Raw genomic sequence first — 23,153 nt, 5'->3', positions numbered from 1 at the left:
GCGGTTCACTCGGCGCTCTCCGACACACGGCACAGAGCCCAGCCGAAGGCGGGCAACGTGAAAGCTGCGCTCCCGGGGGCGGTCACGGCAGCGGGGCAGCTTCCGGCGAGCGTCGCCAGTTCGCGGGCCCCGTAGTCGAGCACGACATTCGCGCTGCGTTCCGCTCCGGTGGTGTTGAAGACTGCAAGATATTCGGTGCCGTCATCGGGATCGAAGCGGCTGACGGCGAAGATGCCCGCCTCCTGCTCGTAATGCCGCACGACCTGCTTGCCGCGGGTGAGGGCAGGGTGCGCCTTACGGATCGCGGAGAATTCGGAGATCAGGCGGAACAGCGGGTGGCTCTCGTCGAAATTGCTCGTCGCCGTCGTCGCATCGGTGCCGATGAGGTCGTTGTCGTTGTAGACCGCCGTTTGCGAGGGGAACATGTCCTCGCGCGCCAGCTGGTCGTTGCCGTCTCCGACAAAGCCCTGCTCGTCGCCGTAATAGATCACGGGGCTGCCGCGCAGGCTCAGCATCATCGCATGACCGAGCATGACACGAGCCAGGAGCTCGTCCTGCGAAATCTCGGGTTTGTCCCATTTGATCAGCGTCGAGAACCGCCCCATGTCGTGATTGCCGAGGAAGGTCGGCAGGCCGAGCGCGGTTTCCTCGCCGCCTTCGTAAAGCACGTCGCCGTCGAACATGTGGGCGAGTACCACCGTGCCCTGGTCGCGCCCGAGCAGCTCGCGCATGGCGGCCTGGAAGGCGAAATCGAGCACCGCGGGCAGTTTGTCGCGGCGGGTATATTCGGCGATGTAGCCGTTCTGGGGAATGTCCTTGTAAACCTCTCCGAACATGTGGAAGTTGGGGATGCCTTCTTCCTCCGCGACCTTTCCCAGCGCGGGCACAAATCCCTGCCAGAAGCCGGGATCGACATGGCGGGCGGTATCGATGCGGAATCCGTCGACACCGAAATCGCGGACCCAGCCGGAGAAGATCTCGATCATCCCCTCACGCACGCGCGGGTGCTCGGTGAAGAGGTCGTCGAGGCCGGCGAAATCGCCGAAGCGGCTGTCCTCTCCGGTAAAGCTGCTGTTGCCGCGATTGTGGTAGTAGATCGGATCGTTCAGCCAGGCGGGGACTTTCACGTCCTTCTCGGCATCGGGAACGACCGGCTGATAGGCGAAGTTCGGGTTGACCAGCTTGGCGAAGTTCGCCTCGCTGCTGTCCGCGTCGCCGGTGAAGCCCGGGTTGATCCGCGCGCCCGACACATCGCCGACGGTCGAATAGGGATAGTCACCCTTGCTGCGATATTCGAAGTTGGTCGCCGGCCCGTCGGCATAGGTGATGACGTCGGCGGTGTGGTTGGTGATGATGTCCATATAAACCTTCATCCCGCGCGCATGCGCTGCGTCGACGAAGGTCTTGAACTCCTCCCGCGTGCCGAAATGGCCATCGGGGCGCGTGAAGTCCGTGACCCAATAGCCGTGGTAGCCTGCGCTTTCCTCGCCCGGCGGGCCCTGGACGGGCTTGTTCTGGAAGATCGGCGCAAACCAGATCGCCGTGACACCCAGCCTCTCGAGATAGTCGAGGCGCTGGGTGAGGCCCTTGAGGTCTCCGCCGTGGAAGAAGCCCTTGGCTGTCGGGTCGAAGCCGGTTTCGAGCCTGCCACCGGTGAAATCGCCGGTGTCGTTGGACGGATCGCCATTCTCGAACCGGTCGGGGAGGACGAAATAGACGATTTCCTCGGAGGGTTCGCGCTCGCGGAAATCTCGCGTGTCTGTAGGTGTCGGCGTTTGCGCATGGACGCAGGCGCTCAGGCCGAGAGCGAGTAGGGGCAGGGCAAGGCGGATCATGCGGGCACTCCCGGTGTCGGTGCGGAGATCATCATGGACTGCAGGAAATCGAGATGGCGCGGCATCTGCCGCACCTCCTCGACCAGCGCGGCTTCCGTGCCATCGAGCAGGGCGCGCAGGTCGCTTTCGGGCAGGGCATCGGCCAGCGGGTTGTATTCCCGTGCCTCCACGCCCTGGCCGACGAGCACCTGGAACCAGCCGACATCGGTGAACAGCTCCTCATGTTCGCGATGGATAAGGCCGGTGGCGCGCCACTGGTCGAGCTTGGCGCGGAGCGTATCGGGCAAATCCATTGTGCGGACCTCATCCCAGAACGGCTGACCCTCCCGCGAATTGGCGGTGTAGTGCAGGACCAGGAAATCGCGGATGCGGGTCCATTCGAATTCGCACTGGCCGTTGAACCAATCGACGATTGCGGGATCGGGCTCGGCGCCGGGAAGCACGCTGAGGAAGCGGCTGATGGTCGACTGGATGAGGTGGATCGAGGTCGATTCCATCGGCTCGAGAAACCCTGCCGAGAGACCCACGGCGAGGCAGTTCTTGTGCCACATATTCCGCCTAATTCCCGTGGTGAACGGGATCGCGCGAGGCTCGGCCAGCGGTTCGCCGTCGAGATTGGCAAGCAGCGCATCTGCTGCCTCCTCGTCGTTCATATGCGCGGTCGAATAGACGAGGCCGTTGCCGATACGATGCTGCAGCGGGATACGCCATTGCCAGCCGGCCTTGCGCGCGATCGCCTTGGTGTAGGGCGTAAAGTCGCCGCCATTGGCACAAGGCACCGCCATCGCCCGATCGCAGCGCAGCCACTGCGTCCATTTTTCGTAACCGGTGTCGAGCGCCTGTTCGATCAGCAGGCCGCGAAAGCCGGTGCAGTCGATGAAGAAATCGCCTTCGACCGTGCGATCGTCGTCGAGATGGAGCGCTGTGATCGCGCCGTTTTCGCTATCCTGCGCGACGCGCTCGATCAGGCCCTCGTGCCGCACCACGCCGCGCTCTTCCGCGAAGCGGCGCAGGTAGGCGGCATAGAGTCCGGCATCGAAGTGGTAGGCATAGGGCATTTCGGGCGCGCCTTGCGCCCGTCGCCCGCGCTGCATACGCATCGTTCGCGCTGCCAGCTCGTTCATGGAATAGCGCGTCAGCGGCTTGGCGAAGCCGAGTTGCTTCGCGCGTAGCCAGTAGTGCTGGAACGGCAGCAGGCCGACGCCGCGACCCACCGCACCGAAGGCGTGCATGTAGCTTTCGCCCTCGCGGTGCCAGCCGTCGAATTCGATGCCGAGCTTGAAGCTGGCCTTCGTCTCGCGGACGAAGTCGGCCTCGTCGAAACCCAGAGCCCCGTTGAACAGATGGATTTGCGGGATGGTCGCCTCGCCTACGCCGACGGTGCCGATCGCTTCGCTTTCGACCAGCGCAACCGATGTGCCCGGCGGTGCGAAGCGCGCGAGCGCGGCAGCCGTCATCCACCCGGCAGTCCCGCCGCCGGCGATGACGAAGCGCTTGATGGCGCGTGGATCAGACGTGGCGTCAGGCATGAAAGACTTGGGTCCCCTCGGGTGATGCAATTGCCGGGTCATAGCAGCAGCGATGACGCGGCAGGCAAATGGGGGCGGGGCGGCCGGGAGGAGGTGGCCGCCCCGCAAGTCAGCTGGTCAGAAGCGGTAGGACGCCCCGACCAGATAGGTGCGACCGTATTCTTCGTAATCGATGATGAACTGGCGGTCGCCGTCGGTGTAGTTGATGAACGGCTCGTTGGTGAGGTTCAGCGCTTGCAGCGTGACCGACAAGCCCTCCAGCGAAGAACCGTCCTCGAAGCGGTAGCCGATCTGGGCATCGAAGATCGATTCCGGATAGGTCAGGCGCTGCGCGCGGCTGGCCGAAATGCCGGGGAATTCCGCGAGGAACTCCGTGCGATAGCGATGGCTGAGGCGTGCCTCGAAACCACTGTTCTCGTAATAGACCGTCGAGTTGACGACCCATTTCGACAGGCCGGGAACGTCGCTGACGAACGGATCGGCTTCCTGCGGATAGATCGTCAGCTCGCTATCGGTGAACGATACGCTGGTCTGGAAACCGAAGCCGGAGGCAAGGCCGCTCGTGAAGTTCGAGAACGGCAGCGACAGGCTGGCTTCCACGCCGCGGATGTAACCGTCGGCGCGGTTGTCCGGTGCGCTGACCAGGCCGAGATAGGTCGTGGCGTCCGCCAGGGCACGCTGCTGGGGCGAGATCACCGGGCGCAGATAGCTGAAGTCGCGCACGACCGAGGCATTCGGGTTCACGAAATCGTCGAGCCATTTGTAATAGCCCGCGATGGCGAAATAGCCCGCGCCGCCGAAATACCATTCGTACGACAGGTCGAGCCCGTTGGCGATATAGGGCCGCAGGCGCGGGTTGCCGCCGCCGCCGCCGAAGATCGATCCGGTCACGGTGTCGATCACGTCGCTGACGCCTGCGTTGGACGAAGCACTGAGATAGTCCATCCGTGCCCGCGCCAGCGTGCGGGCTGCACCGAAGCGCAGCTTCATGTCGGGCGCGATTTCGAAGTTCAGCGTCATGCTGGGCAGGACGTGCGAATAGGATTCCTCGATCGAAACCGGCACGGCAACCGCGCCGACACCGCCCTGCGAATCGAACCCGTCCGAGCTTTGCGTGGTAAAGACCGTCTGGACGCCAATGTTACCGGTGACCGGCAGCGATCCGAGATAGGTGTCGAGGTCCATCCGCAGATAGCCGGTGTAGACATCTTCCGTCACCGTCCAGTCGCCCGGATAAGGCAGGTCGGAGCTTTCGATGTTCGTCAGCACATAAGTGCCGTCGTTCAGCAGCGCGAACGGATCGTATGCCACCTGCGGTCCGAAGCCGAGGAAATCGAGGCTGGCGATCGGATCGAGCAGGGCGCTCTCCGGGATCGGGGCGATGGTCGTCGCGCCATCGGCGATGAAGGCACCGTTCGGACCGGCCAGGCTAAGGAAGTTCTGCGTGATGTCGCGCGATTTCTCGCGGCGATCGTAGGAGAAACCGGCGACAAGGCTCTTGATCGTTTCATCGTCCACCTTGCCGACGACTTCGCCGCGCATGGTCCACAGTTCGTCGTCCGTGCTGGTGTCGTTGATGAAGCCGGCCTGCACGATGCCGCGGCCACCGCCCCAGCCACGCGGGTCGGTGAGCTGGATCAGGCTGGTGTCCGAATAATCGATGCGGTTGCTGAACTGGAACGGGAAGCCACCCCTGTTGCGGGTATAGGTGACGACATCGCCCAGATTGTACCCTTCGCCGGTCTGGGCAGCGAAGTTGAGGCCGGAATTGGTCTCGATCTGCTGCAAGCGGCGATCGGCGCGCGAATAGGCGATGTCGGCCATCAGGATAACATCGTCGTTCTCGTATTTCGCATTGTAGCCGACGGCAAAGGTTTCCACGTCCTTGCGATCGTAGTCGTTACGGACGACGGGCTGGACGTTTTCGAACGTCACGCTGTCCGAGAATTCGCCCGGATTGCTGACGTCGGTGATGTTGGTCGTAGCACCCCAGCCCGGATAGAGCGGGAATTCGATGCCGCGCTGCGGAATGCGTTCGCGATAATCGGCATAGAACACGTCCAGCGTGGCGCTCCATTCGGCGGTCGGCTGCCATTCCAGCGTTCCGAACAGGCCGAGACGATCGAGATCGACCGAGCGCGCATAGGGCTTCATACCGCCGAGCACGGTCGTGCCGGCGCTGCCTTCCGGAGCAACCGGAAGAACTGCAGGGTCGGCGTCGGGATCGCCGGTGGCTTCGGATTCGCTGATCTGCGGATAGCCCCAGCCGTTGAAGCGCTTCACCTGGCTCGGGCTGGACTGGTAGGCCGCGCCCAGGGCGAGACCCAGCGTGCCATCGGCGAACTGGTCGACATAGGTGCCGGTGGCGCGATAGCCCCAGCCGTCGACATCGGGATTGAGCGAGCCGCCTTCGTTGAATTCGAGGCGCCCCGAAACCGAGATGATCCGCTCGCCCTTGGACAGCGGGCGGATGGTGCGCAGGTCGACGGTACCGGCCAGGCCCTGACCGATGAGGCCGGCATAGGGCACCTTGTAGATGACGCCCTGGTCGATCAGCTCGGCCGGATACTGGTCGTATTCGACGGCGCGGTTGTCGCCCGAGGAAACCAGCTGGCGACCGTTGAGCAGCGAATTCGAATAGTCGGGACCCAGGCCGCGAACCGAAAGGCTCTGGGCGCGACCGTCGACACGCTGGACGGCGAGACCGGGCAGGCGGCCCAGCGTTTCCGCGATCGAGACGTCCGGCAGCTTGCCGATATCTTCCGAGCTGAACGCTTCCGCGATGACCGGCGTGTTACGCTTCAGGCCGACCGCGGTTTCCAGCGACTGGCGATAGCCTTCGACGACGATGACGTTGTCGGCGGCGACTGCATCGTCTTCGGGCTGCGATTCCTGACCCGGCTCGATAGTCGCTTCCTGCGCAATGGCGGGCGAAGCGATTGCTGCGAGCGCGATCGAAATGGCGCCGGTACTGATGCCCCCGGCAAGAGACTTGCGAAATGCCATGATTTCTCTCCCAATGGCCCGGTTTTTCGTGCAGTCCCGGACCGAATCCTAATCTTGACAGGCGGCTCAGCGGCAGCCTGTTCATCGTCTGGATAGGTCGCAAATCGGGCGGTCAGCTAGAGAGCATACGTATACGCAATGCGGCGGCAGGGTCGGTGCGTCGCGGAAATGTCACAACTTTGCGCGCCGGTCAGGAGAGGAATAGGTTGAGCGTCAGACGGCCGGTGCGCGGGTCGGGATCGGGCGTAAAATCGCCCGGCAGATCGGCGCAATGCAGGGTGTTGCCGCGGTAGATCGCTATGGAGTTGAACCGCCCGTCGATGCGGTTGATCTTCTCGAAAAGTTCGGTGTCGCCGGAAATGTAGTTCGCAGCTGGCAGGCCGGACTTGTCGATGCCGTCCTCCAGCTTCGATCGATAGGTTTCGAACCGCGTCGCATCGACGCTCTCGAAGCCCGTGGCCCGCTGGCGATAGAACCTCGTTCCCCCGCGTTCCGCCCGGTCGAGATAGAGCAGCACTGCTATGCGATCTTGTTCGACTCCGTCGAAATGCGGCAGGCGCTGGATCGGTGCGAGACTGGATGGGGCCCTGGTTACGAGGCTGAGATAGCACTCGCGATAGCGGGGCGGGCGGGCGAGGGCGAACTCCTCTACAATGCGTGGTAACAACGGCTCGACCAATGGCATTGAGATCGCTTCGGAAACCGGCGCGCGAATTCCTGGATAGAACTCTCCGTGACGTGCGAAGCGATGACGCGCGGCGATATCGATCACGAGGTCTGCGTCGATCAGCGCATCGTCCACTTCGATCAGGGGCTGCCGTTCCTCGCCGAAATGGCGCGTGGCGATCCGCGCATTGGCGTTAAGGGCAAGTGGACTGGTCATCGCGGCCCGCCATACAAGCAAAAAGCTGGCGAATGGAACTGCGTCGCGATTGCCTCCGCTCTGCCTCCTGCTAAGGTCGGCGGCGAAGGCTTGTCAGGACAGGCCGGGAGGAGAGAGATGGGTCGCAAGCCGACAGGTCGGCCGACCAGCTTCGACATCGCCTATGCGGCGGGGGTCTCGCAGCCCACGGTCAGTCGTGCTTTGCGGGGCGACCGTGCGGTCAGCGCCAAGACTCGCGAGCGCATCCAGCAGATCGCTCGCGACCTGAACTACACCGTCGACAAGAATGCCTCGTCCCTTCGCTCGCAACGGTCGAACACCATCGCGTTGCTGTTCTTCGAGGACCCGACGCCCGACGAGAGCATGATCAATCCTTTCTTCCTCGCCATGCTGGGATCGATCACCCGGGCTTGCGCCGATCGCGGCCTGGATCTGCTGATTTCCTTCCAGCGGATGGAGGACGATTGGCACGTCCAGTATCAGGACAGCCACCGCGCCGACGGGCTGATCCTGCTCGGCTACGGCGACTACACGGTTTATCGTAAGCGGCTGGACCAGCTCGAGGCGCAGGGCACCCATTTCGCGCGCTGGGGCTCGGTTTCCTCCGACAGTAGCGGCGTGACGGTGGGAACGGACAACCATGCTGCAGGCGTGATAGCCGGACGGCACCTCGCGGAAAGCGGGCGCAAGGCGGTCGCCTTTCTCGGCCATGCGGACGAGCACTATCCCGAATTCGCGGGGCGCTATGCGGGCTTGTGCGAAGGCCTTCGCGAGGCGGGCATCGAGGCGGATCGCGCGCTGCAGTTCGACGCGATCACGACCGAGGAAGCTGGTCATGCGGCAGCCGAGGCGCTGCTGGCGAGCGGCAAAGCCTTCGATGCGGTCTTCGCCGCCAGCGACCTTATCGCGATCGGAGCCATGCGCGCGCTGGCGGAGGCGGGTCGCAGCGTGCCGGGCGATGTCGCCGTAGTGGGGTTCGACGATATTCCCGCCGCAAGCCTCACCACACCGCCGTTGACCACTGTGATGCAAGACATTCGCGGTGCCGGGCAAGCACTTGTCGAGACGCTGATCGCGCAGATCGAGGATCGGGACCTGCCGCCGCGCAAGCTGCCGGGCAAACTAATCGTCCGCGGCTCCAGCGCCGCCCGCTAAGGCCCTCTACGTATTCGTATACGTGCTTGGCGGGGAGGGGCCGCCATGCCAGCGTAGCACCTTGAATTGTCGAGCGGACGCCAAGATCCGCGCGCATGGGACTGAGGATACGTATCGATGGCCACGACACCGGCGGTAGACGCCGCACGCAAGCCGCATATGGGCTGGGGCGGGCTCGCCAACATCAGCTTCGGCTTTTTCGGCATCCAGATCGGCTTCGTGCTGCAGAATTCGAACATGAGCCGCATCTTCCAGACGGTCGGTGCCTCGCTCGACGACCTGCCCGCGCTATGGGTCGCAGCGCCGCTGACCGGGCTGATCGTGCAGCCGATCATCGGGCATCTATCGGACAAGACCTGGAACCGCTTCGGCAGGCGGCGGCCCTATTTCATGACCGGCGCTTTGCTGGCCGCGGTCTCGCTCTTCCTCATGCCGCTTGCGCCAGCCTTCGCCGCGCCTTTGCTGTTCGCTGCCGCGCTATTGTGGGTGCTTGATGCGAGCCTCAACATCGCGATGGAGCCGTTCCGCGCCTTCGTGGGCGATATGCTCGACAGGTCGCAGCATGCGACCGGTTATGCGGTGCAGACGGCGTTTATCGGCGCAGGCGCGGTGGTCGCGGCTATCTTTCCGTGGCTGCTAGAACAGTTCGGCGTCAGCAATGTAGCCCCTGCTGGGCAGATCCCTGACACGGTTCGCTGGAGCTTCTGGGCGGGCGCGGTCGCGCTGTTTTGCGCCATCGGCTGGACGGTGGTGACGACGCGCGAATATTCTCCTGAGGAAATGGCCCGCTTCGAAGCGGAGCGCGCGGTGGAGGCCGGAGCCCCAGTGCGCGCGCTTGCCGCCAAGAGCTACGGCAGCGCACTGCTCTGGATTGCAGCGGGTGTGGTCGTCGCGTTGCTGGTCGCACCGCTCGGGCTGGAGAAGGAAATCTACCTGCTCGGCGGCCTGCTGGCGACCTATGGCGTGCTCAGCCTCATCGCCATTTCCATGGCCAAGCAGGGTCGTTCGGCAAACATGCTGTCGAGCATCGTCGGCGATTTCTCGGGTATGCCGGATACGATGAAGCGGCTCGCGCTGGTGCAGTTCTTCAGCTGGTCCGCGCTCTTCATCATGTGGATCTATTCCGGCCCGATCGTGTCGCAATATTTCTACGGCAGTGCCGATCCGACCACCGCCGCTTATAACGAGGGCGCGAACTGGTGGAACCTGATCTACACCGTGCAGAACGGTGTGGCTGCCATCGCCGCGCTCGCGCTGCTGCCCGTGATGAGCCGCAAACTCGGCAAGGCGAAAACGCACATGACCTGCCTGCTGCTCGGTGCGGCAGGCTTCCTCGGCTATTTCGTGCTGCGCGATCCGGCGCTGCTGATCGTCTGCGAGATATTGAAGGGTATCGCCTGGGCCTCGATCTTGGCGATGCCTTACGCCATCCTCGCCAGCAGCCTGCCGCAGGCGAAGCTCGGCATCTATATGGGCCTGTTCAACATCTTCATCGTCGTGCCGCAGCTGCTGGTTGCGACCGTCATGGGTAGCGTGATGAAGGCGCTCTTCCCCGGCGATCCGATCTGGACGATGCTGTTTGCCGCCGCCGCCTGGGCGCTCGCCGCCTTTGCCATGCTCCGGGTCGAAGTGCCCGGCGAAAATTTCCAGGAGATTGCCAATGCCTAAGCTTTTCGCGAGCGCAGCTGCGCTCAGCCTTCTCGCTACCGGCATCATCTCGTCGCCCGCTCTTGCCGACGATCATGTCGCTTCGCCCTGGCAGCCGCAAAGCGTGGTGGAGATTGAACATCCCGAGTGGTCACGCAAGGCGGTGCTCTACCAGATCAACACCCGGCAGTTCACCGAGGAAGGCACCTTCGCCGCCGCGCAGAAGCAGTTGCCCCGGCTGAAGGCGCTCGGCGTCGACATCCTCTGGCTGATGCCGATCCACCCGATCGGAGAGGCCAATCGCAAGGGCGGTCTTGGCAGCCCTTATTCGGTAAAGGACTATTACGACGTAAACCCCGAGTTCGGCACGAAGGAGGACTTTCGCACCTTCGTCGATGCCGCGCACGCGCAAGGTTTCAAGGTTATCCTCGATCTTGTCGCCAATCACACGGCGTGGGACAACGAGCTCGCGCAGCAGCATCCCGACTGGTACGAAAAGGACTGGAAGGGCGATTTCCGCCCGACGCCGTGGTGGGACTGGTCGGACATCATCGACCTCGACTGGACGAAGCCCGGCGTTCGCCAGCATGTCGGCGAAGCAATGGAATACTGGGTCCGCGAGTTCGGTGTCGATGGATACCGCGCCGACGTGGCCGGATATGTCCCGCTCGATTTCTGGAACACCATGCGCGACCGGCTGACCGCGATCCGCCCGGTGTTCATGCTGGGCGAGGTGCAGGAAACCGCGTTCCACCAGAAGGCGTTCGATGCGACCTATGCCTGGGATTGGCATAACACGACCAAAAACGTCGCGCAGGGCAAGGGGAATGCGACCAGCTTCTACGGCTATTATGCCGAGAACGAGAGCCTGTGGCCCGAAGAGGCCATGCGCATGACCTATATCGAGAACCATGACAGCAATGCGTGGGAAGGCACCATGGCCGAAAATTACGGCAATGCGCTCTACGCGATGACCGGGCTGTCTTTCACGGGCGAGGGCCTGCCGCTGATCCACAATGGCATGGAAGCCTGCAACGCCAAGCGGCTTGAGTTCTTCGAAAAGGACGCGATCGACTGGAGCCAAGGGCGCGGCTGCATCTATGGCCTGCTGCTCGAACAGCTGATCGAGTTCCGCAAGTCGAACCCCGCACTCGACAACGGGCAATGGGGCGCCCGAATGCAGAAGGTCGAGAATTCCGCGCCCGAGCAACTGCTCGCATGGGTGAGGCAGAAGGACGGCAATAAGGTCCTCGGCTTGTTCAACATGAGCGACAAGCCGGTCAGCGCGACGCTGACCAGCGGCTTGCCGGTGGGGACCTATGCCGAATTCCCGCTCCGCCGCGAAGTGACGATCGGCGAAGGCGAGTCGATCGAATTGCCTGCCTGGGGCTGGCGCCTGTTCGCGAGCCGCAGCGAATAATAACGCTGCCGCCCTGCAAGTTCCTCAGTCGACGAAATCGTCGACCCGCTCGATGATGATGGCAGGCGCCATGCCGCCCGCCGCGCACATGGTGACGAGGCCGTAGCGCTTGTCCTGCCGTTCCAACTCGTCGACCATCGTGCCGATAAGGATCGATCCGGTCGCGCCGATGGGATGGCCGAGCGCGATCGAGCCGCCGTTGACATTGACCTTGTCCCAGTCGAGCTCGAGGTCCTTGACGAACTTTGCAGCGACGACCGCAAAGGCTTCGTTGATCTCGTAGAGATCGATATCGTCCTTGGACATTCCGGCCTTTTCCAGGACCTTCTTCGCTGCCGGAACGGGTGCATTGAGCATCAGCGTCGGATCGTCGCCCATGTTCGCCGTTGCCACGATGCGTGCGCGCGGCTTCAGGCCATGCTTTTGTGCATAGTCCTTGCTGGCCACCAGCACGGCCGCCGCACCATCGACTACGCCGGAGCTGTTGCCCGCATGGTGGAAGTGCTTGATCTCGAGATCGGGGTATTTAGCATTCACCAGTCCGGCGAAAATCGTCCCGTCCTTGTCGAGCGGGACATTGGCGATCTTGGCGAAGGCGGGCTCCAATTCGGCCAGCCCTTCGCGCGTGGTCTGGGGGCGCGGATATTCCTCCTTGTCGAGCACGACATTGCCCTCGTCGTCCTTTACCGGCACCACCGATTTGTCGAACCGGCCTTCCTCGATCGCCTTGGCCGCGCGCTGTTGGCTGCGATAGCCGACCTCGTCCAGCTCTTCGCGGGTAAAGCCTTCCATCGTGGCGATGGCATCGCCGCACACGCCCTGATGGCTTTGCGGATGGCTCGCCTGCAAGCGCTGGTTGTAGCTGCCCATCATCGGCGGCTTGAGCCCGGCAGCCATCTTGTCCTTGGACATCTGCGCGGTCAGGCTCATCATCTCGGTGCCGCCCGCGACAACGCAATCTTCCATGCCGCTCATCACCTGCGCTGCAGCCAGGGCGACAGATGTGATGCCGCCGCCGCAGAAGCGGTCCAGCGTGGTGCCCGACGAAGTGACGTCGAAGCCGGCGTCGAGCGCCGCCATGCGGCCCATGTCGCCTGCCTGCATGCCGTCCTGCGTGCTGACCGACCAGATTACGTCGTCCACTGTGCTGGTGTCGAGGTCGTTCCGCTCCTTAATCGCCTTAAGACACGTTGCGGCAAGATGCTGCGGATGCATGTGCGCCAGCGCGCCCTTGCCTTGTTTGCCGATCCCGCGGGGCGTGCGGACTGCATCGATGATATAGGCTTCGGCCATGGTTTTTCCTCTCAGCTCTGATAACGGTTGACGTTTGCGTAAGCGTACCCCAGCAATGGCGCAAGGCAAGTTTCATTTTGCAATTGGAGAGAGAACCCGATGTCCGAGGAAGTCCTCACGAGCGTTGACGACGGCATTCTGGTCGTCACGATCAACCGGCCCGATGCGAAGAACGCGATGACGAAGGCCGCTGCCGAAGGCATTGCCGCGGCGATGGACCGGCTCGACAGCGAGGACGATTTGCGGGTCGGCATTTTGACCGGCGCGGGCGGCACATTCTGCTCCGGAATGGATCTCAAGGGCTTCCTGCGCGGTGAAAGCCCGGTGGTCGAAGGGCGCGGTTTCGGCGGCGTTGTGCAGGCTCCGCCCAAGAAGCCGCTGATTGCAGCGGTTGATGGCTATGCGCTGGCAGGCGGCCTCGAACTCATGATCGCGTGCGACTTGGTGGTGGCCAATGACGGCGCGAAATTCGGCATTCCCGAAGTGAAGCGCGGCCTCGTTGCCGCGGCGGGCGGGGTGATGATGCTGCCCGACCAGATCCCCGAGCGGATCGCGATGGAACTCGCGCTGACCGGAGACTTCATCGATGCCGCGCGCGCTTACGAACTCGGCCTGATCAACCGCGTGACGAATGGCTCGGCGCTCGATGGGGCGAAGGAACTGGCCGCCAAGATCGTGGCCAACGGTCCGCTCGCCGTAAAGGTTTCGAAGGCCGTTATCAAGGAATCGCGCGGCTGGCCGATGGACGAGCGCTACGAGCGCCAGACCCAGCTTATCGCGCCCGTTTTCGTCAGCGAGGATGCGCGTGAAGGCGCCGCCGCTTTCGCCGAGAAGCGCGCGCCGAACTGGAAGGGCAAGTAAGCCCGCCAGCACACAGACTTACCGGAGAGGACCCAGACAATGCCCGTTATCGACGTAGCCCCGCCCGAGTTCATGGAAGACGAGGAAATCTCGATCTTCGCCGATGCCGTCGGCAAATTCTACCAGCAGCACGCGCCGGAAAAGCGCGTGCTGAAATGGCGCGAGAACGGCCAGGTCGAGCGCGAGTTCTGGAATGAGGCGGGCGAAGCCGGTCTGCTCGGCGTGTCGGTACCGGAAGAATACGGCGGCCATGGCGGGGATTTCCGCCACGACATGGTCGTGATCGACCAGCAAGCGAAGCACAATGTCGAAGGTTTCGCGGCCAGCCTGCACAATACGGTGATCCTGCCATACCTCGTGCGCCACGGTACCGAGGAGCAGAAGAAGAAATACCTCCCCAAGCTGGTCACCGGCGAACTCGTCAGCGCAATCGCCATGACCGAGCCGGGCGTCGGCTCCGACCTCCAGAGCATAACGACGACGGCCCTCAAGGACGGCAACGGCTATCGCATCAACGGGGCCAAGACCTACATTTCCAATGGCCAAACCGCCGACTTCATCATCGTCGTCGCCAAGACCGATCCCAAGGAGCGGGCCAAGGGCATTTCGCTCATGCTGCTGGAAACCGAGGGCGCGGAGGGGTTCCAGCGCGGCAAGAAGCTCGACAAGGTCGGACTTGATGCGGCGGATACGTCGGAACTGTTCTTCGACGATGTTTTCGTCCCCGCGGAAAACGTGCTCGGCGGAGAGGAAGGCAAGGGCTTCTATCAGTTGATGGGCGAATTGCCGCAGGAGCGCCTCATTATCGCGATGGGCGCGATGACTGGGATCGAGAAGGCACTCGAAACCACGATGGAATTCGTCAAGGGGCGCAAGGCGTTCGGGCAGACGATCTGGGACTTCCAGAACACACAATTCGTCATGGCCGACCTCAAGGCGCGCGGTACGGCGGCGCGGGTGTTCGTGAACGATTGCATCGCGAAGCACCTGAAGGGCGAGCTCGACGTGCCGACCGCCTGCATGGCCAAATATTGGGTCACCGAGCTGCAGGGCGAGGTCGTCGACAAATGCCTCCAGTTCCATGGCGGCGCAGGCTTCATCAACGACTACCCGATTGCGCGCATGTATCGCGACAGCCGGATCACCCGCATCTTCGGCGGGTCGAACGAAGTCATGAAGATGGTGATCTCCCGCTCGATGTAGGCACGATATCGGGGAAGGCGCGTATGGTGCGCTTCCCCTGGGTAGGTCGATCTGCCTAAGCCGGTCCCGACGAGGATCGGGAAGGGAGGATCATGCGTGGCCTGAAGCATCGCCTGCCCGAAACGCGTCGCGGGCTGCTGGTCGCGGCCTTCGTTGCGGTTGCGCTGGTTCTCGGGGGCGGGGGCACGCCGAGCGCAATCGCCGAGATCGTCGTGCAGCTCGCTTTTGCCGGGGCAATAATCCTATGGATCTGGTGGGCACGGGATAGCGGCGCCGGAGTTCGACGCGTCCCGCGATTGCTCATCGCGCTCGCTGGTCTCATCATCGTCCTGCCCATCCTTCAGCTGATCCCCTTACCGCCATCGTTGTGGCAGTCGCTTCCGGGCCGGGACCTTGTTGCCGACGCTCTCGCGCAAGTCGATGAGGCGCAGAGCTGGCGGGCATTGTCAGTGGCGCCGTTCGCGACGCTCGCGGCCTTACTGGCAATGCTCACCGCAGTCGGGACCATGCTTGCGGTGAGCACGCTGGACCGCAAGGACCAGCGCTTCCTGATCGCCCTGATCGCCGCTCTTGCTCTGGCCGGTGCGGCGCTTGGCGTCATCCAGATGGCGAGCGGTCCCGGTGCTTTCCGGCTCTACGAGATCAGCCACGATTACTGGCTGACAGCCTTTTATGCGAACCGGAACGCGGCGGTCGACTTCCTTCTGATCGGGATGATGGCGCTGACAGTATGGCTGACGAGCGTTGCGCGCCGGCGACCGCTCGTTCGGTCCGACATTGGCATTTTCGCAATCCTTCAGGTCTTTCTTTTGCTCGCCGTCGTTCTCACGGGATCGCGCGCCGGCATCGCTTTGTTGCCCCTCGCTCTCCTGATGCAATTCGCGATATTGCGCGTCGCTGGTGTAGCGCGAGAGCTGTCGAACGGCATCGCGGCTGTCGGGGGGCTGGTGGCGCTCGTCGCCGCAGGCGCTTTGGCTTTCGCCGGCAATGCACGGATCGGAGCGGTACTCGCGCGGTTCGATGCGAGCGGCGATACGCGCTTCGATCTGTGGCAAGACACGCTGACCGCGATTGGAGATTTCTGGCCGGTCGGCAGCGGTCTTGGCAGCTTCTCCAGAGCCTTTCTCCCGTCCGAACGGTTTGCCGTTATCGACGAAAGATTCCCGAACCGCGCACACAACGACTATCTCGAGTTCCTGCTTGAGGCGGGTCTGTTCGGAGCGGCCATCCTGCTTGCTGCAGCGACCCTGCTGTCGATCTTGGCACGCAAGGCTTGGCAAACAAGCCCCGAGCGGCGGCCGACGACCGTTTTTGCGCTAGGCATTTTGATGGTGATCGGCCTGCACAGCCTTGTTGATTATCCCCTGCGGACCATGGCATTAGCGTGCCTGGCAGGGGTGGCCGCCGGTCTGCTCGGCGGACTGGCACGAGAAGAACCGGATGGTCGCGCAATGGACGGGAAGCAATGATGCCAGCATGGACCGGTAGATGCCCTGCGGCCACGGTCGCCGTGTGCGCCGCACTTGCCCTGTCGGCTTGCCAGCGCGGTGCCGATCCTGTCGTGCCTGCGGGGCAGGCCGGTTACGATGCGATCGCGATGCCCAGCGGCGCGATGCAGACGCAACGCTACACCTTCCAGCCCGGCGATATCCTGTCCGTGCGCGTCTACGACGAACCTGAGCTGAGCGTCGAGGAAATCGCGGTCGACAACGCCGGGATCCGTCAGCCTGCCCCTGATCGGCGATGTGACGGCGCGCGGTCTTACCGCGACCGAGCTGGCCCGCACGGTCGAGGCGGCTTACGCTGCCGAGTATCTGCGCGATCCGCGTGTGAGCGTCCTCGTCAAGAAAGCGCAGACCCGCACCATCGCGGTCGAAGGTGAAGTCGAACTTCCCGGTGTCTACCCGTTCGCGGAGGGCCAGACCTTGCTTACCGCGCTGGCGCTTGCCCGCAGCCCCACCGAAAAAGCCAAGCTCGACGAGATCATGATTTTCCGCATGATTGGCGGACAGCGCATGGCCGGCCGCTTCGATGCGCTGGCGATCAGAGGCGGACGCATGCCCGATGTGGCGCTGCTTCCTGGTGACACTGTTGTCGTCGGCTTCTCCAGCAGCCGTGCAGCCTTCCTGGATGCAGTGCGGGCGCTTCCGGTGCTCGGCGTGTTCCGGCCGTTCTGATGAATACCGAGCCAGCCTTCCAGCCGCAAACCGGCATGAATGCACAAGGGCGCTACCAAGCGGCCTATCTCGCGGTTGGCGAGAATCCGATCAGTGCCAATATCCGTCAGGCCATTGCCGCGGTCCGCCGCCATCTGTGGATGGCGCTGGCGATCGTCGGGGCGGTAGTAGTGCTCGCCCTGATTTCCACGCTGCTCGACACCCCGCGTTACACCGCCGACACCAGCGTCCAGATCAACGACCAGAGCGACGAAGTGCTCGGCAGCCAGTTCGAAGGCGCGAATGCCACCGGCCCGTCCGACTGGGACATCGACCGCTTTCTCAACACACAACTCGACGTGCTGCAGAGTCGCGGCCTTGCGGAACGGGTCGCAGACCGGCTGGAACTGGGCACGAGCGAACGCTTCTTCAGCGCGATGGAAGTGCCGACATCGGCGCTTGCCGGTGACCAGGCACAGGATCGCTCCCTCGCAGTGGACCTCCTGCGGTCGAATCTCGAAATAGACCTGCCGCGGGCGACGCGTGTCGCAACGATCAGCTTCACCTCGACCGATGCGGCGCTGTCGGCAAACATCGCCAATGCCTTTGCCGAGGAGTTTATCCAGGCGAATCTTCAGCGCCGTTTCGACAGCACGTCCTATGCGCGCGACTTCGTGGCCGAGCAGCTTGAGGAAGCCCGTGTCGATCTCGAAGACTCCGAGCGCGAACTCAATGATTACGCCAAGAGTGCCGGCCTTATCCGGACCTACGATGCGCTTACCACTGATGGGCGAGATCGGCTGACCGGGACGGTAACGGCGTCCAGCCTCGTGCAGCTCAACGATGCCGCAATCGCCGCGCGGGCGGACCGGATTGCCGCGCAGTCGCGGTGGGAGGCCATTCAGGGGACGCCGCTGCTCGCCTCGCAACCGGTGCTCAACAACCCCACCGTTCAGGCGCTGATGACGCGCCGCGCCGAATTGCAGAGCGAATTGCAGACTGCGCGCGATCGCTATCTCGACAATCACCCTGCCATCAATTGGCTGGAAGCGGACTCCGCAGCGATCAACCGCCAGCTTGAGACCACTGCGCGACAGGTCCGCGAATCGATCCGCGCGGAATATCGCGCGGCGCAATCGGCGGAAAGTCAGCTCGACAGTCAGGTCGACCGCGCCCGCGGGAATTCGCTGGCGGAACAGGACCAGTAGGTCCGCTACAACGTGCTTGCCCGGCAGGCGGATACGGCGCGTTCGATCTACGACGGGCTGCTCCAGCGCTATCGCGAGCTCAACGCCTCGGCGGGGATCGCGTCGAGCAATATCGCGATTATCGACCGCGCCGAAACGCCGACCTCACCGTCGTCGCCGAATGTCCCGCGCAATCTGGCGCTGGGGCTGCTGATCGGTCTCGGCCTGGCGGGCATGGCGGTGTTCCTGCGCGACCAGCTCGACGATGTGATCCACACGCCCGAAGACGTCGAAGACAAGCTCGATCTTGCGCTGCTGGGTGTCGTTCCGCGGGCCGAAGACATGACCCCGCTCGAGGCGCTGGAAGAGCCGAAATCGCCGATCTCGGAAGCCTATAACTCGCTCCGCGGGGCACTACTCTACTCGACGCCGCAGGGCTTGCCTAAGATCATAGCGGTGACCAGCGCGCAAGCGCATGAGGGCAAGAGCACCACCAGCCTCGCCATCGCAACCGGCTTCGCCCGCATCGGCATGCGTCCGCTGCTGATCGACGCCGACCTGCGCCGTCCGGCGCTGCATAAGGTGCTGGGGATCGCAGGCGAGCGCGGGTTGACCGACCTGCTGGTATCGCAGGATGACCCGAAGAGCGCTGTGGTGAAGGTCAAGGGCCGCAAGATCGACTTGCTTCCTGCCGGTCCGCTTCCACCGAGCCCCTCCGAGCTGCTCTCATCGCCGCGCATGGCGCAACTGCTCGAACATTTCGCGCAGAGCCACGATGTCGTCATCGTCGATAGCCCGCCGGTACTTGGCCTGGCCGATGCGCCGATGCTCGCTGCCATCGCCGACGGCACCGTATTCGTAGTCGAGGCGGAGCGTGGCCGGAGTGGTTCGCTGAAGGCAGCGCTGCGCCGGTTGCGCTCGATGAAGCCGGTATTGCTTGGCGCCGTACTTGCGAAGTTCGATCCGACGCGGTCGGGTAATCGATACTCGGCCTATTACGGCTACGATTACTACCAGTATTCGAGCGGCGAGCGCCGCAGCAAGGCATGAATGCCGCTCGCCTGCAGGTCGCCGCGACCTTAGGTATCGTTCTCTTCGTCGCGCTCGTTCTACTCAGCGGCTTCGATCGCGTGAGCGAGACGCGCCAGTCCTTTGCGCGCTTCGTGCCGGCCTCGCTTCAGGTCGGGGCAGCGAAGCGGTCGGCGGCAGCGAAGCTGAGCGAGGGAAACGCTGAAACGGCTGCACGTTTTGCCCGACTTGCGGTAGCGCATGATCCGCTCGATCCCCGCGGACTCTCCTTCCTCGGTGTAGCAGCCACATTGCAGGGTGAGGGGCCGCGCGCCGATGCGATCTTTTCCGTGACCGAGCGGATCAGCCGCCGAGAACCGATGGCGCAAATCCACTTCTTCGAACGAGAGCTGGCCAGCGGCGACTATACTGGAGCTGCCGGCCGGCTGGACGCGGTGCTGCGGGCTGGCAAGGAGAATGCGGTCACGCAGGCCATGCTGTCCTTGCTCGAACGGAGCGCCGAAGGGCGTTCAGCTCTCGCCCTCCGCCTTTCCGATAGTCCACGCTGGGCGGATGCCTATCTACGCCGAAGCGGCGCGCCTACAGCGGACTTGCGGGCACGCGCGCAAATCCTCGGTCGCGCCGACGGGGGTATCGCCGTGCTGGGCTGCGAGGCCACGCTACCCATGATCGTCGAGCTGGCGCGCCGCAATTTCCGTTCCGATGCAGAAGCCATCGCGACGCGCCACTGTCCCGAGGCCGATCCCGGAGGCGTTCTCGCAGATGCGGAGTTCGAGAATTTCGGGTCTGAGGGACCGGCAGCGGCAATCGGCTGGCGGCGTTACCGAACCGGTGATTTGCGCGTCACCCGCCTGTCGGGCGACGAAGCGCGTATCGAGATCGAAAACCGCTCCAGTGTGACGCGCCTGGTGATCTCGCAGCCGCTGGCTGTCGACGCGGGAAGCTATCTCGTCAAAACCAAGGTCGATGGGCCGGGCGGGCAGAGGGTGCTGGCCACGATCGATTGCATGACGCCGTCACGCCCGCGGGCAAGCCGCCAGCGGATCGATCGCGAGGGACAGCGTGTTCGCGCTCCCGACTGCGACGATGCGATTCTCAGCCTCTGGCTGCGGCCCGGCGGCGGTAGGGTGGTGATCGATCGGGTCGAACTCGAACGAGTCAGCCCTTGAGGCAATTTCCGTAAAGCTGCTCCCATTGCCTGGCGACCTCTTCCGGGCCGAACGGGCCGGAAGCCAGCGCCTGCGCGGATTGCGACATCGATATCCATTCCAGCTCATCCAGTGCGAACCCGCTGACCAGTGAGCGGGCGATGCTTGCCTTGTCGCTTCCGCAACGGAGAGCAGCGCCGGCTTCGTAGCCTTCGGAAAGATGGCAAGCGTCGCTCATCACAGTCGGCACGCCCGCCGCCCAGCTGTCGAGTATCGCCATCGGCAGGCCCTCGCTCAGTGAGGGCAGCACGGTGAACCGTGCCACATCGAACAGCGCCGCCTTCTGCGATCCGAACGCGGCACCGACGAACTGGATCGTCGGACCGGCGGGCTCGAGGAAGCGTTCGAGTGCTGCAACGCCCTCCTCGTCGCCCCAGCCGGCGATGGTCAGGCTCGCATCGGGCGGTAAGTCGGGCAGGGCTGCCAGCCAGCCTTCCATCAGCGCGATCAGGTTCTTCTTCTCGTGAATGCGGCCGAGATAGAGCGCCATGGGCGGCGCGATCCGCTCGCGCGGGGGCGATGGCTTTGGCGCGGGATTAGGGATGACGCCGATCTCTGCCCCGCCGGCTTCGCGGCGGATGTCCTCTGCCTCGGCCGAAGTCAAGGCGTGGAAGGCCGTCGCGCTCTTCCAGGCATCTCTCTCCCACGCGAACCGCGCGAGGTTCTTCTTCCAGCGATTGCGTTCGGTAATCCACGGGTCGAGCATGCCGTGCGGGCTGATGACCAAGGGGCCGCCGCTATTGTTCGCCCAGTGGGCCGCCGCACGGCTGGCATAAGTCCAGATGCCGTGAAGGTGGAGCAGGTCGAGCTTTGCTTCCTTAAGCTGAATCGCAAGCTGCGGCGCGAAGCCGGGCTGGTCCGGCCCGACCTGCTTCGCAAGCCTCACCTCGGCATCGTCGAGCCGCCAGGCATCGGCGGCATGCGCTTCGTCCTACACAGCAATTACGACCGGCACGGCACCCAGCCGCTTCAGCAAGCCGACCTGCCCGACGACTGCTTCGAACACGCCGCCATTTGCGCGGCTGGCGCGGGCTGTCAGCAGGCCGATCCGCTTGCCGGCCAGCGCGGCCATGGTCAGGCCTCGACGACTCTCTGTTCGATCGCGCCGAAGATCGAGTGTCCGTCTTCGTCCTTCATCTCGACCCGGACGGTGTCTCCTGGCGCCATGAAGCGTGTCTTGGCCTCGCCATCGGCGATTGTCTCGATCATGCGGATTTCGGCGATGCAGCTGTAGCCGAGGCCGCCCTCTGCCACCGGCTTGCCCGGATCGCCGTCCGGCCCCTGGTTGGAGACCGTGCCGGAACCGATGATCGTGCCTGCGCCGAGATCGCGGGTCTTGGCGGCATGGGCGACGAGGTCGGCCAGGCTGAACGTGGCATCGACGCCCGCATTCGCGCGGCCGAAGGCTTCGCCATTGTAATCGACCATCAGTGGCAGGTGAATGACGCTGCCCTTCCACGCATCCCCCAGTTCGTCGGGGGTCACGGCCACGGGGCTAAAAGCGCTGGCAGGCTTGGACTGGAAGAAGCCGAACCCCTTGGCAAGCTCGCCCGGGATGAGGCCGCGCAAGCTGACGTCGTTGACCAGCATCACCAGCTTGATGTGATCGGCGGCCTGGTCACTGGACACGCCCATCGGCACATCGTCGGTGACGACCGCAATCTCACCCTCCATGTCGCAGCCCCACTTGGTGTCCTTCAGCGGAATGTTGTCACGCGGCGCGAGGAAGCCGTCGCTGCCGCCCTGATACATCAGCGGATCGTGATAGAAGCTCTCCGGCACCTCCGCACCGCGCGCCTTGCGGACCAGTTCGACGTGATTGATGTAGGCCGAACCGTCGGCCCACTGATAGGCGCGGGGAAGCGGCGAATGCGCCTCGCGTTCGTGGAACCGCTCGCACGGCACGGCTTCGTGCTGGACGTCGGTGTAAAGCGCCTCGAGCTTCGGCGCGATCTCGTCCCAATTGTCGAGCGCGGCCTGCAGCGTCGGCGCGATATTGTCGGCGGCGCAGTAGCGGGTAAGATCCTTGGACACGACCACCAGCTTGCCGTCGCGGGTTCCGTCCTTGAGCGTGGCGAGTTTCATGGGTGGTCCTCTCTTATTTGCGTTCGGGATTGTCTGGTTGCGCATCCGGATGGGCGCGCTGGAATTCTGGCAATGCAAGGCAGGCCTGTTCGATCCGCGCTATCTGCGGCTTGTCGCTGAAATCGAAGCCGAAGCGCTGCGCATTGTAGACCTGGGGCAGCAGACAGACCTCGAAGAAGCCGGGGCGGTCGAACAGGAAATCGCCCGTGCCGAGCTGCGCCAGCCGGGCTTCCAGCGGGTCGAGCGTGCGGGCGAGCCAGTGGCGATACCACTCGCCGATCTCGTCCTGCGACTTGCCATATTCGTTGGCGAGATACTTCAGCACCGGCAGGTTGAGCGGCGCGTGCAGCTCGGTCGCGATGGCATAGGCCAGCTCGCGTGCGATATAGCGATCGTGGGTGTCGGAGGGCAGCAGCGGGCACTCGGCATAGGCCTCGTCCAGCCACTCGATCTGCGCCATCGACTGCACGTAATCCTTGCCGTCGACTTCCAGCAGCGGAACCGATCCGAAGGGATTGCGGCTTGTGAAAGCAACACCCTTCTGTTCGCTCTCCAGCAGGTTCACCGGGATGTATTCGAAGTCCAGTCCCTTAAGCTCCAGCGCGATGCGCAGGCGATAGCTGGTGGAGCTGCGGTAGTAGCCGTGAAGGCGAATC

18 protein-coding genes and 1 pseudogene are annotated in these 23,153 nt (G+C 63.7%); 10 read left to right on the top strand and 9 right to left on the bottom strand.

Annotated elements, in window-relative coordinates:
• Window positions 1-5 precede the first annotated feature (5 nt).
• The 4 genes from ACSH0F_RS09240 to ACSH0F_RS09225 form a co-directional block, all read right to left on the bottom strand.
• Window positions 6-1,835, bottom strand: coding sequence for an alpha-amylase family glycosyl hydrolase (locus ACSH0F_RS09240; RefSeq protein ID WP_435202042.1), 1,830 nt, complete (start codon window positions 1,833-1,835; stop codon window positions 6-8).
• A complete protein-coding gene (locus ACSH0F_RS09235) occupies window positions 1,832-3,364 on the bottom strand; it encodes a tryptophan halogenase family protein (RefSeq protein WP_435202040.1) in 1,533 nt (510 codons plus the stop codon). The genes ACSH0F_RS09240 and ACSH0F_RS09235 overlap by 4 nt, the downstream gene beginning before the upstream one ends.
• 117 nt (window positions 3,365-3,481) lie before the next feature.
• Window positions 3,482-6,370: a TonB-dependent receptor gene (locus tag ACSH0F_RS09230; protein WP_435202038.1), complete on the bottom strand. Its 2,889-nt coding sequence runs from the start codon at window positions 6,368-6,370 to the stop codon at window positions 3,482-3,484.
• A 190-nt stretch (window positions 6,371-6,560) separates the two neighbouring features.
• Window positions 6,561-7,253, bottom strand: a complete 693-nt coding sequence (locus ACSH0F_RS09225; RefSeq protein ID WP_435202036.1) for a DUF6445 family protein — start codon at window positions 7,251-7,253, stop codon at window positions 6,561-6,563.
• A 117-nt stretch (window positions 7,254-7,370) separates the two neighbouring features.
• Here ACSH0F_RS09225 and ACSH0F_RS09220 point away from each other — a divergent pair, with 117 nt between their 5' ends.
• From ACSH0F_RS09220 to ACSH0F_RS09210, 3 genes are all read left to right on the top strand, one after another.
• Window positions 7,371-8,408, top strand: a complete 1,038-nt coding sequence (locus ACSH0F_RS09220; protein WP_435202034.1) for a LacI family DNA-binding transcriptional regulator — start codon at window positions 7,371-7,373, stop codon at window positions 8,406-8,408.
• A 117-nt stretch (window positions 8,409-8,525) separates the two neighbouring features.
• Complete coding sequence (locus tag ACSH0F_RS09215; protein WP_435202032.1) at window positions 8,526-10,076, top strand: MFS transporter; 1,551 nt, start codon at window positions 8,526-8,528, stop codon at window positions 10,074-10,076.
• The gene (locus ACSH0F_RS09210) at window positions 10,069-11,475 is read left to right on the top strand and encodes an alpha-amylase family glycosyl hydrolase (protein ID WP_435202030.1); all 1,407 of its coding nucleotides are present in this window, start codon (window positions 10,069-10,071) and stop codon (window positions 11,473-11,475) included. Before ACSH0F_RS09215 ends, ACSH0F_RS09210 begins: the two co-directional genes overlap by 8 nt.
• Before the next feature lie 24 nt (window positions 11,476-11,499).
• Here the strand turns inward: ACSH0F_RS09210 and ACSH0F_RS09205 are convergent, their stop codons facing one another.
• Entirely contained in the window at window positions 11,500-12,768 is a 1,269-nt protein-coding gene (locus tag ACSH0F_RS09205) for an acetyl-CoA C-acetyltransferase (protein ID WP_435202028.1), read from the bottom strand.
• A 99-nt stretch (window positions 12,769-12,867) separates the two neighbouring features.
• On the opposite strand from ACSH0F_RS09205, the gene ACSH0F_RS09200 reads away from it, so the two are divergent.
• The 7 genes from ACSH0F_RS09200 to ACSH0F_RS09170 all read left to right on the top strand — a co-directional run bounded on the left by ACSH0F_RS09200 (window position 12,868) and on the right by ACSH0F_RS09170 (window position 20,373).
• The gene (locus ACSH0F_RS09200; protein WP_435202026.1) at window positions 12,868-13,629 is read left to right on the top strand and encodes a crotonase/enoyl-CoA hydratase family protein; all 762 of its coding nucleotides are present in this window, start codon (window positions 12,868-12,870) and stop codon (window positions 13,627-13,629) included.
• 39 nt (window positions 13,630-13,668) lie between these two features.
• On the top strand, window positions 13,669-14,832 hold the full coding sequence (locus ACSH0F_RS09195) for an acyl-CoA dehydrogenase family protein (RefSeq protein WP_305933125.1): 1,164 nt from the start codon (window positions 13,669-13,671) through the stop codon (window positions 14,830-14,832).
• Window positions 14,833-14,924: 92 nt separating this feature from the next.
• Window positions 14,925-16,301, top strand: coding sequence for an O-antigen ligase family protein (locus ACSH0F_RS09190; RefSeq protein ID WP_435202024.1), 1,377 nt, complete (start codon window positions 14,925-14,927; stop codon window positions 16,299-16,301).
• A gap of 258 nt (window positions 16,302-16,559) precedes the next feature.
• Complete coding sequence (locus tag ACSH0F_RS09185; protein ID WP_435202212.1) at window positions 16,560-17,009, top strand: polysaccharide biosynthesis/export family protein; 450 nt, start codon at window positions 16,560-16,562, stop codon at window positions 17,007-17,009.
• Window positions 17,009-18,196: a GumC family protein gene (locus tag ACSH0F_RS09180; protein ID WP_435202022.1), complete on the top strand. Its 1,188-nt coding sequence runs from the start codon at window positions 17,009-17,011 to the stop codon at window positions 18,194-18,196. Before ACSH0F_RS09185 ends, ACSH0F_RS09180 begins: the two co-directional genes overlap by 1 nt.
• Before the next feature lie 12 nt (window positions 18,197-18,208).
• Window positions 18,209-19,225 (top strand): polysaccharide biosynthesis tyrosine autokinase, encoded by a 1,017-nt coding sequence (locus ACSH0F_RS09175; RefSeq protein WP_435202020.1) that lies wholly within the window; start codon window positions 18,209-18,211, stop codon window positions 19,223-19,225.
• Window positions 19,222-20,373: a hypothetical protein gene (locus tag ACSH0F_RS09170; RefSeq protein WP_435202018.1), complete on the top strand. Its 1,152-nt coding sequence runs from the start codon at window positions 19,222-19,224 to the stop codon at window positions 20,371-20,373. The genes ACSH0F_RS09175 and ACSH0F_RS09170 overlap by 4 nt, the downstream gene beginning before the upstream one ends.
• Here the strand turns inward: ACSH0F_RS09170 and ACSH0F_RS09165 are convergent.
• The 4 genes and pseudogenes from ACSH0F_RS09165 to maiA form a co-directional block, all read right to left on the bottom strand.
• Window positions 20,363-21,310, bottom strand: a pseudogene (locus ACSH0F_RS09165) (glycosyltransferase); the annotation flags it as partial. The gene ACSH0F_RS09170 and the pseudogene ACSH0F_RS09165 sit on opposite strands and share 11 nt — an antisense overlap.
• A 33-nt stretch (window positions 21,311-21,343) precedes the next feature.
• Window positions 21,344-21,484, bottom strand: a complete 141-nt coding sequence (locus tag ACSH0F_RS09160) for a hypothetical protein (RefSeq protein WP_435202016.1) — start codon at window positions 21,482-21,484, stop codon at window positions 21,344-21,346.
• 2 nt (window positions 21,485-21,486) lie between these two features.
• Window positions 21,487-22,497, bottom strand: coding sequence for a fumarylacetoacetate hydrolase family protein (locus tag ACSH0F_RS09155; RefSeq protein WP_435202014.1), 1,011 nt, complete (start codon window positions 22,495-22,497; stop codon window positions 21,487-21,489).
• Between the two features lie 13 nt (window positions 22,498-22,510).
• Window positions 22,511-23,152 carry a maleylacetoacetate isomerase gene (maiA, locus tag ACSH0F_RS09150; RefSeq protein WP_435202210.1) on the bottom strand — a complete coding sequence of 214 codons (642 nt, stop codon included), beginning with the start codon at window positions 23,150-23,152 and terminating at the stop codon, window positions 22,511-22,513.
• Window position 23,153: the final 1 nt, after the last annotated feature.

It is taken from the genome of Qipengyuania sp. 902, from assembly GCF_051195295.1.
In the GTDB taxonomy this organism is placed as follows: domain Bacteria; phylum Pseudomonadota; class Alphaproteobacteria; order Sphingomonadales; family Sphingomonadaceae; genus Qipengyuania.
Note: the sequence above shows the minus strand (reverse complement) of the source record. Positions and strands in the feature narration are given on the sequence as shown.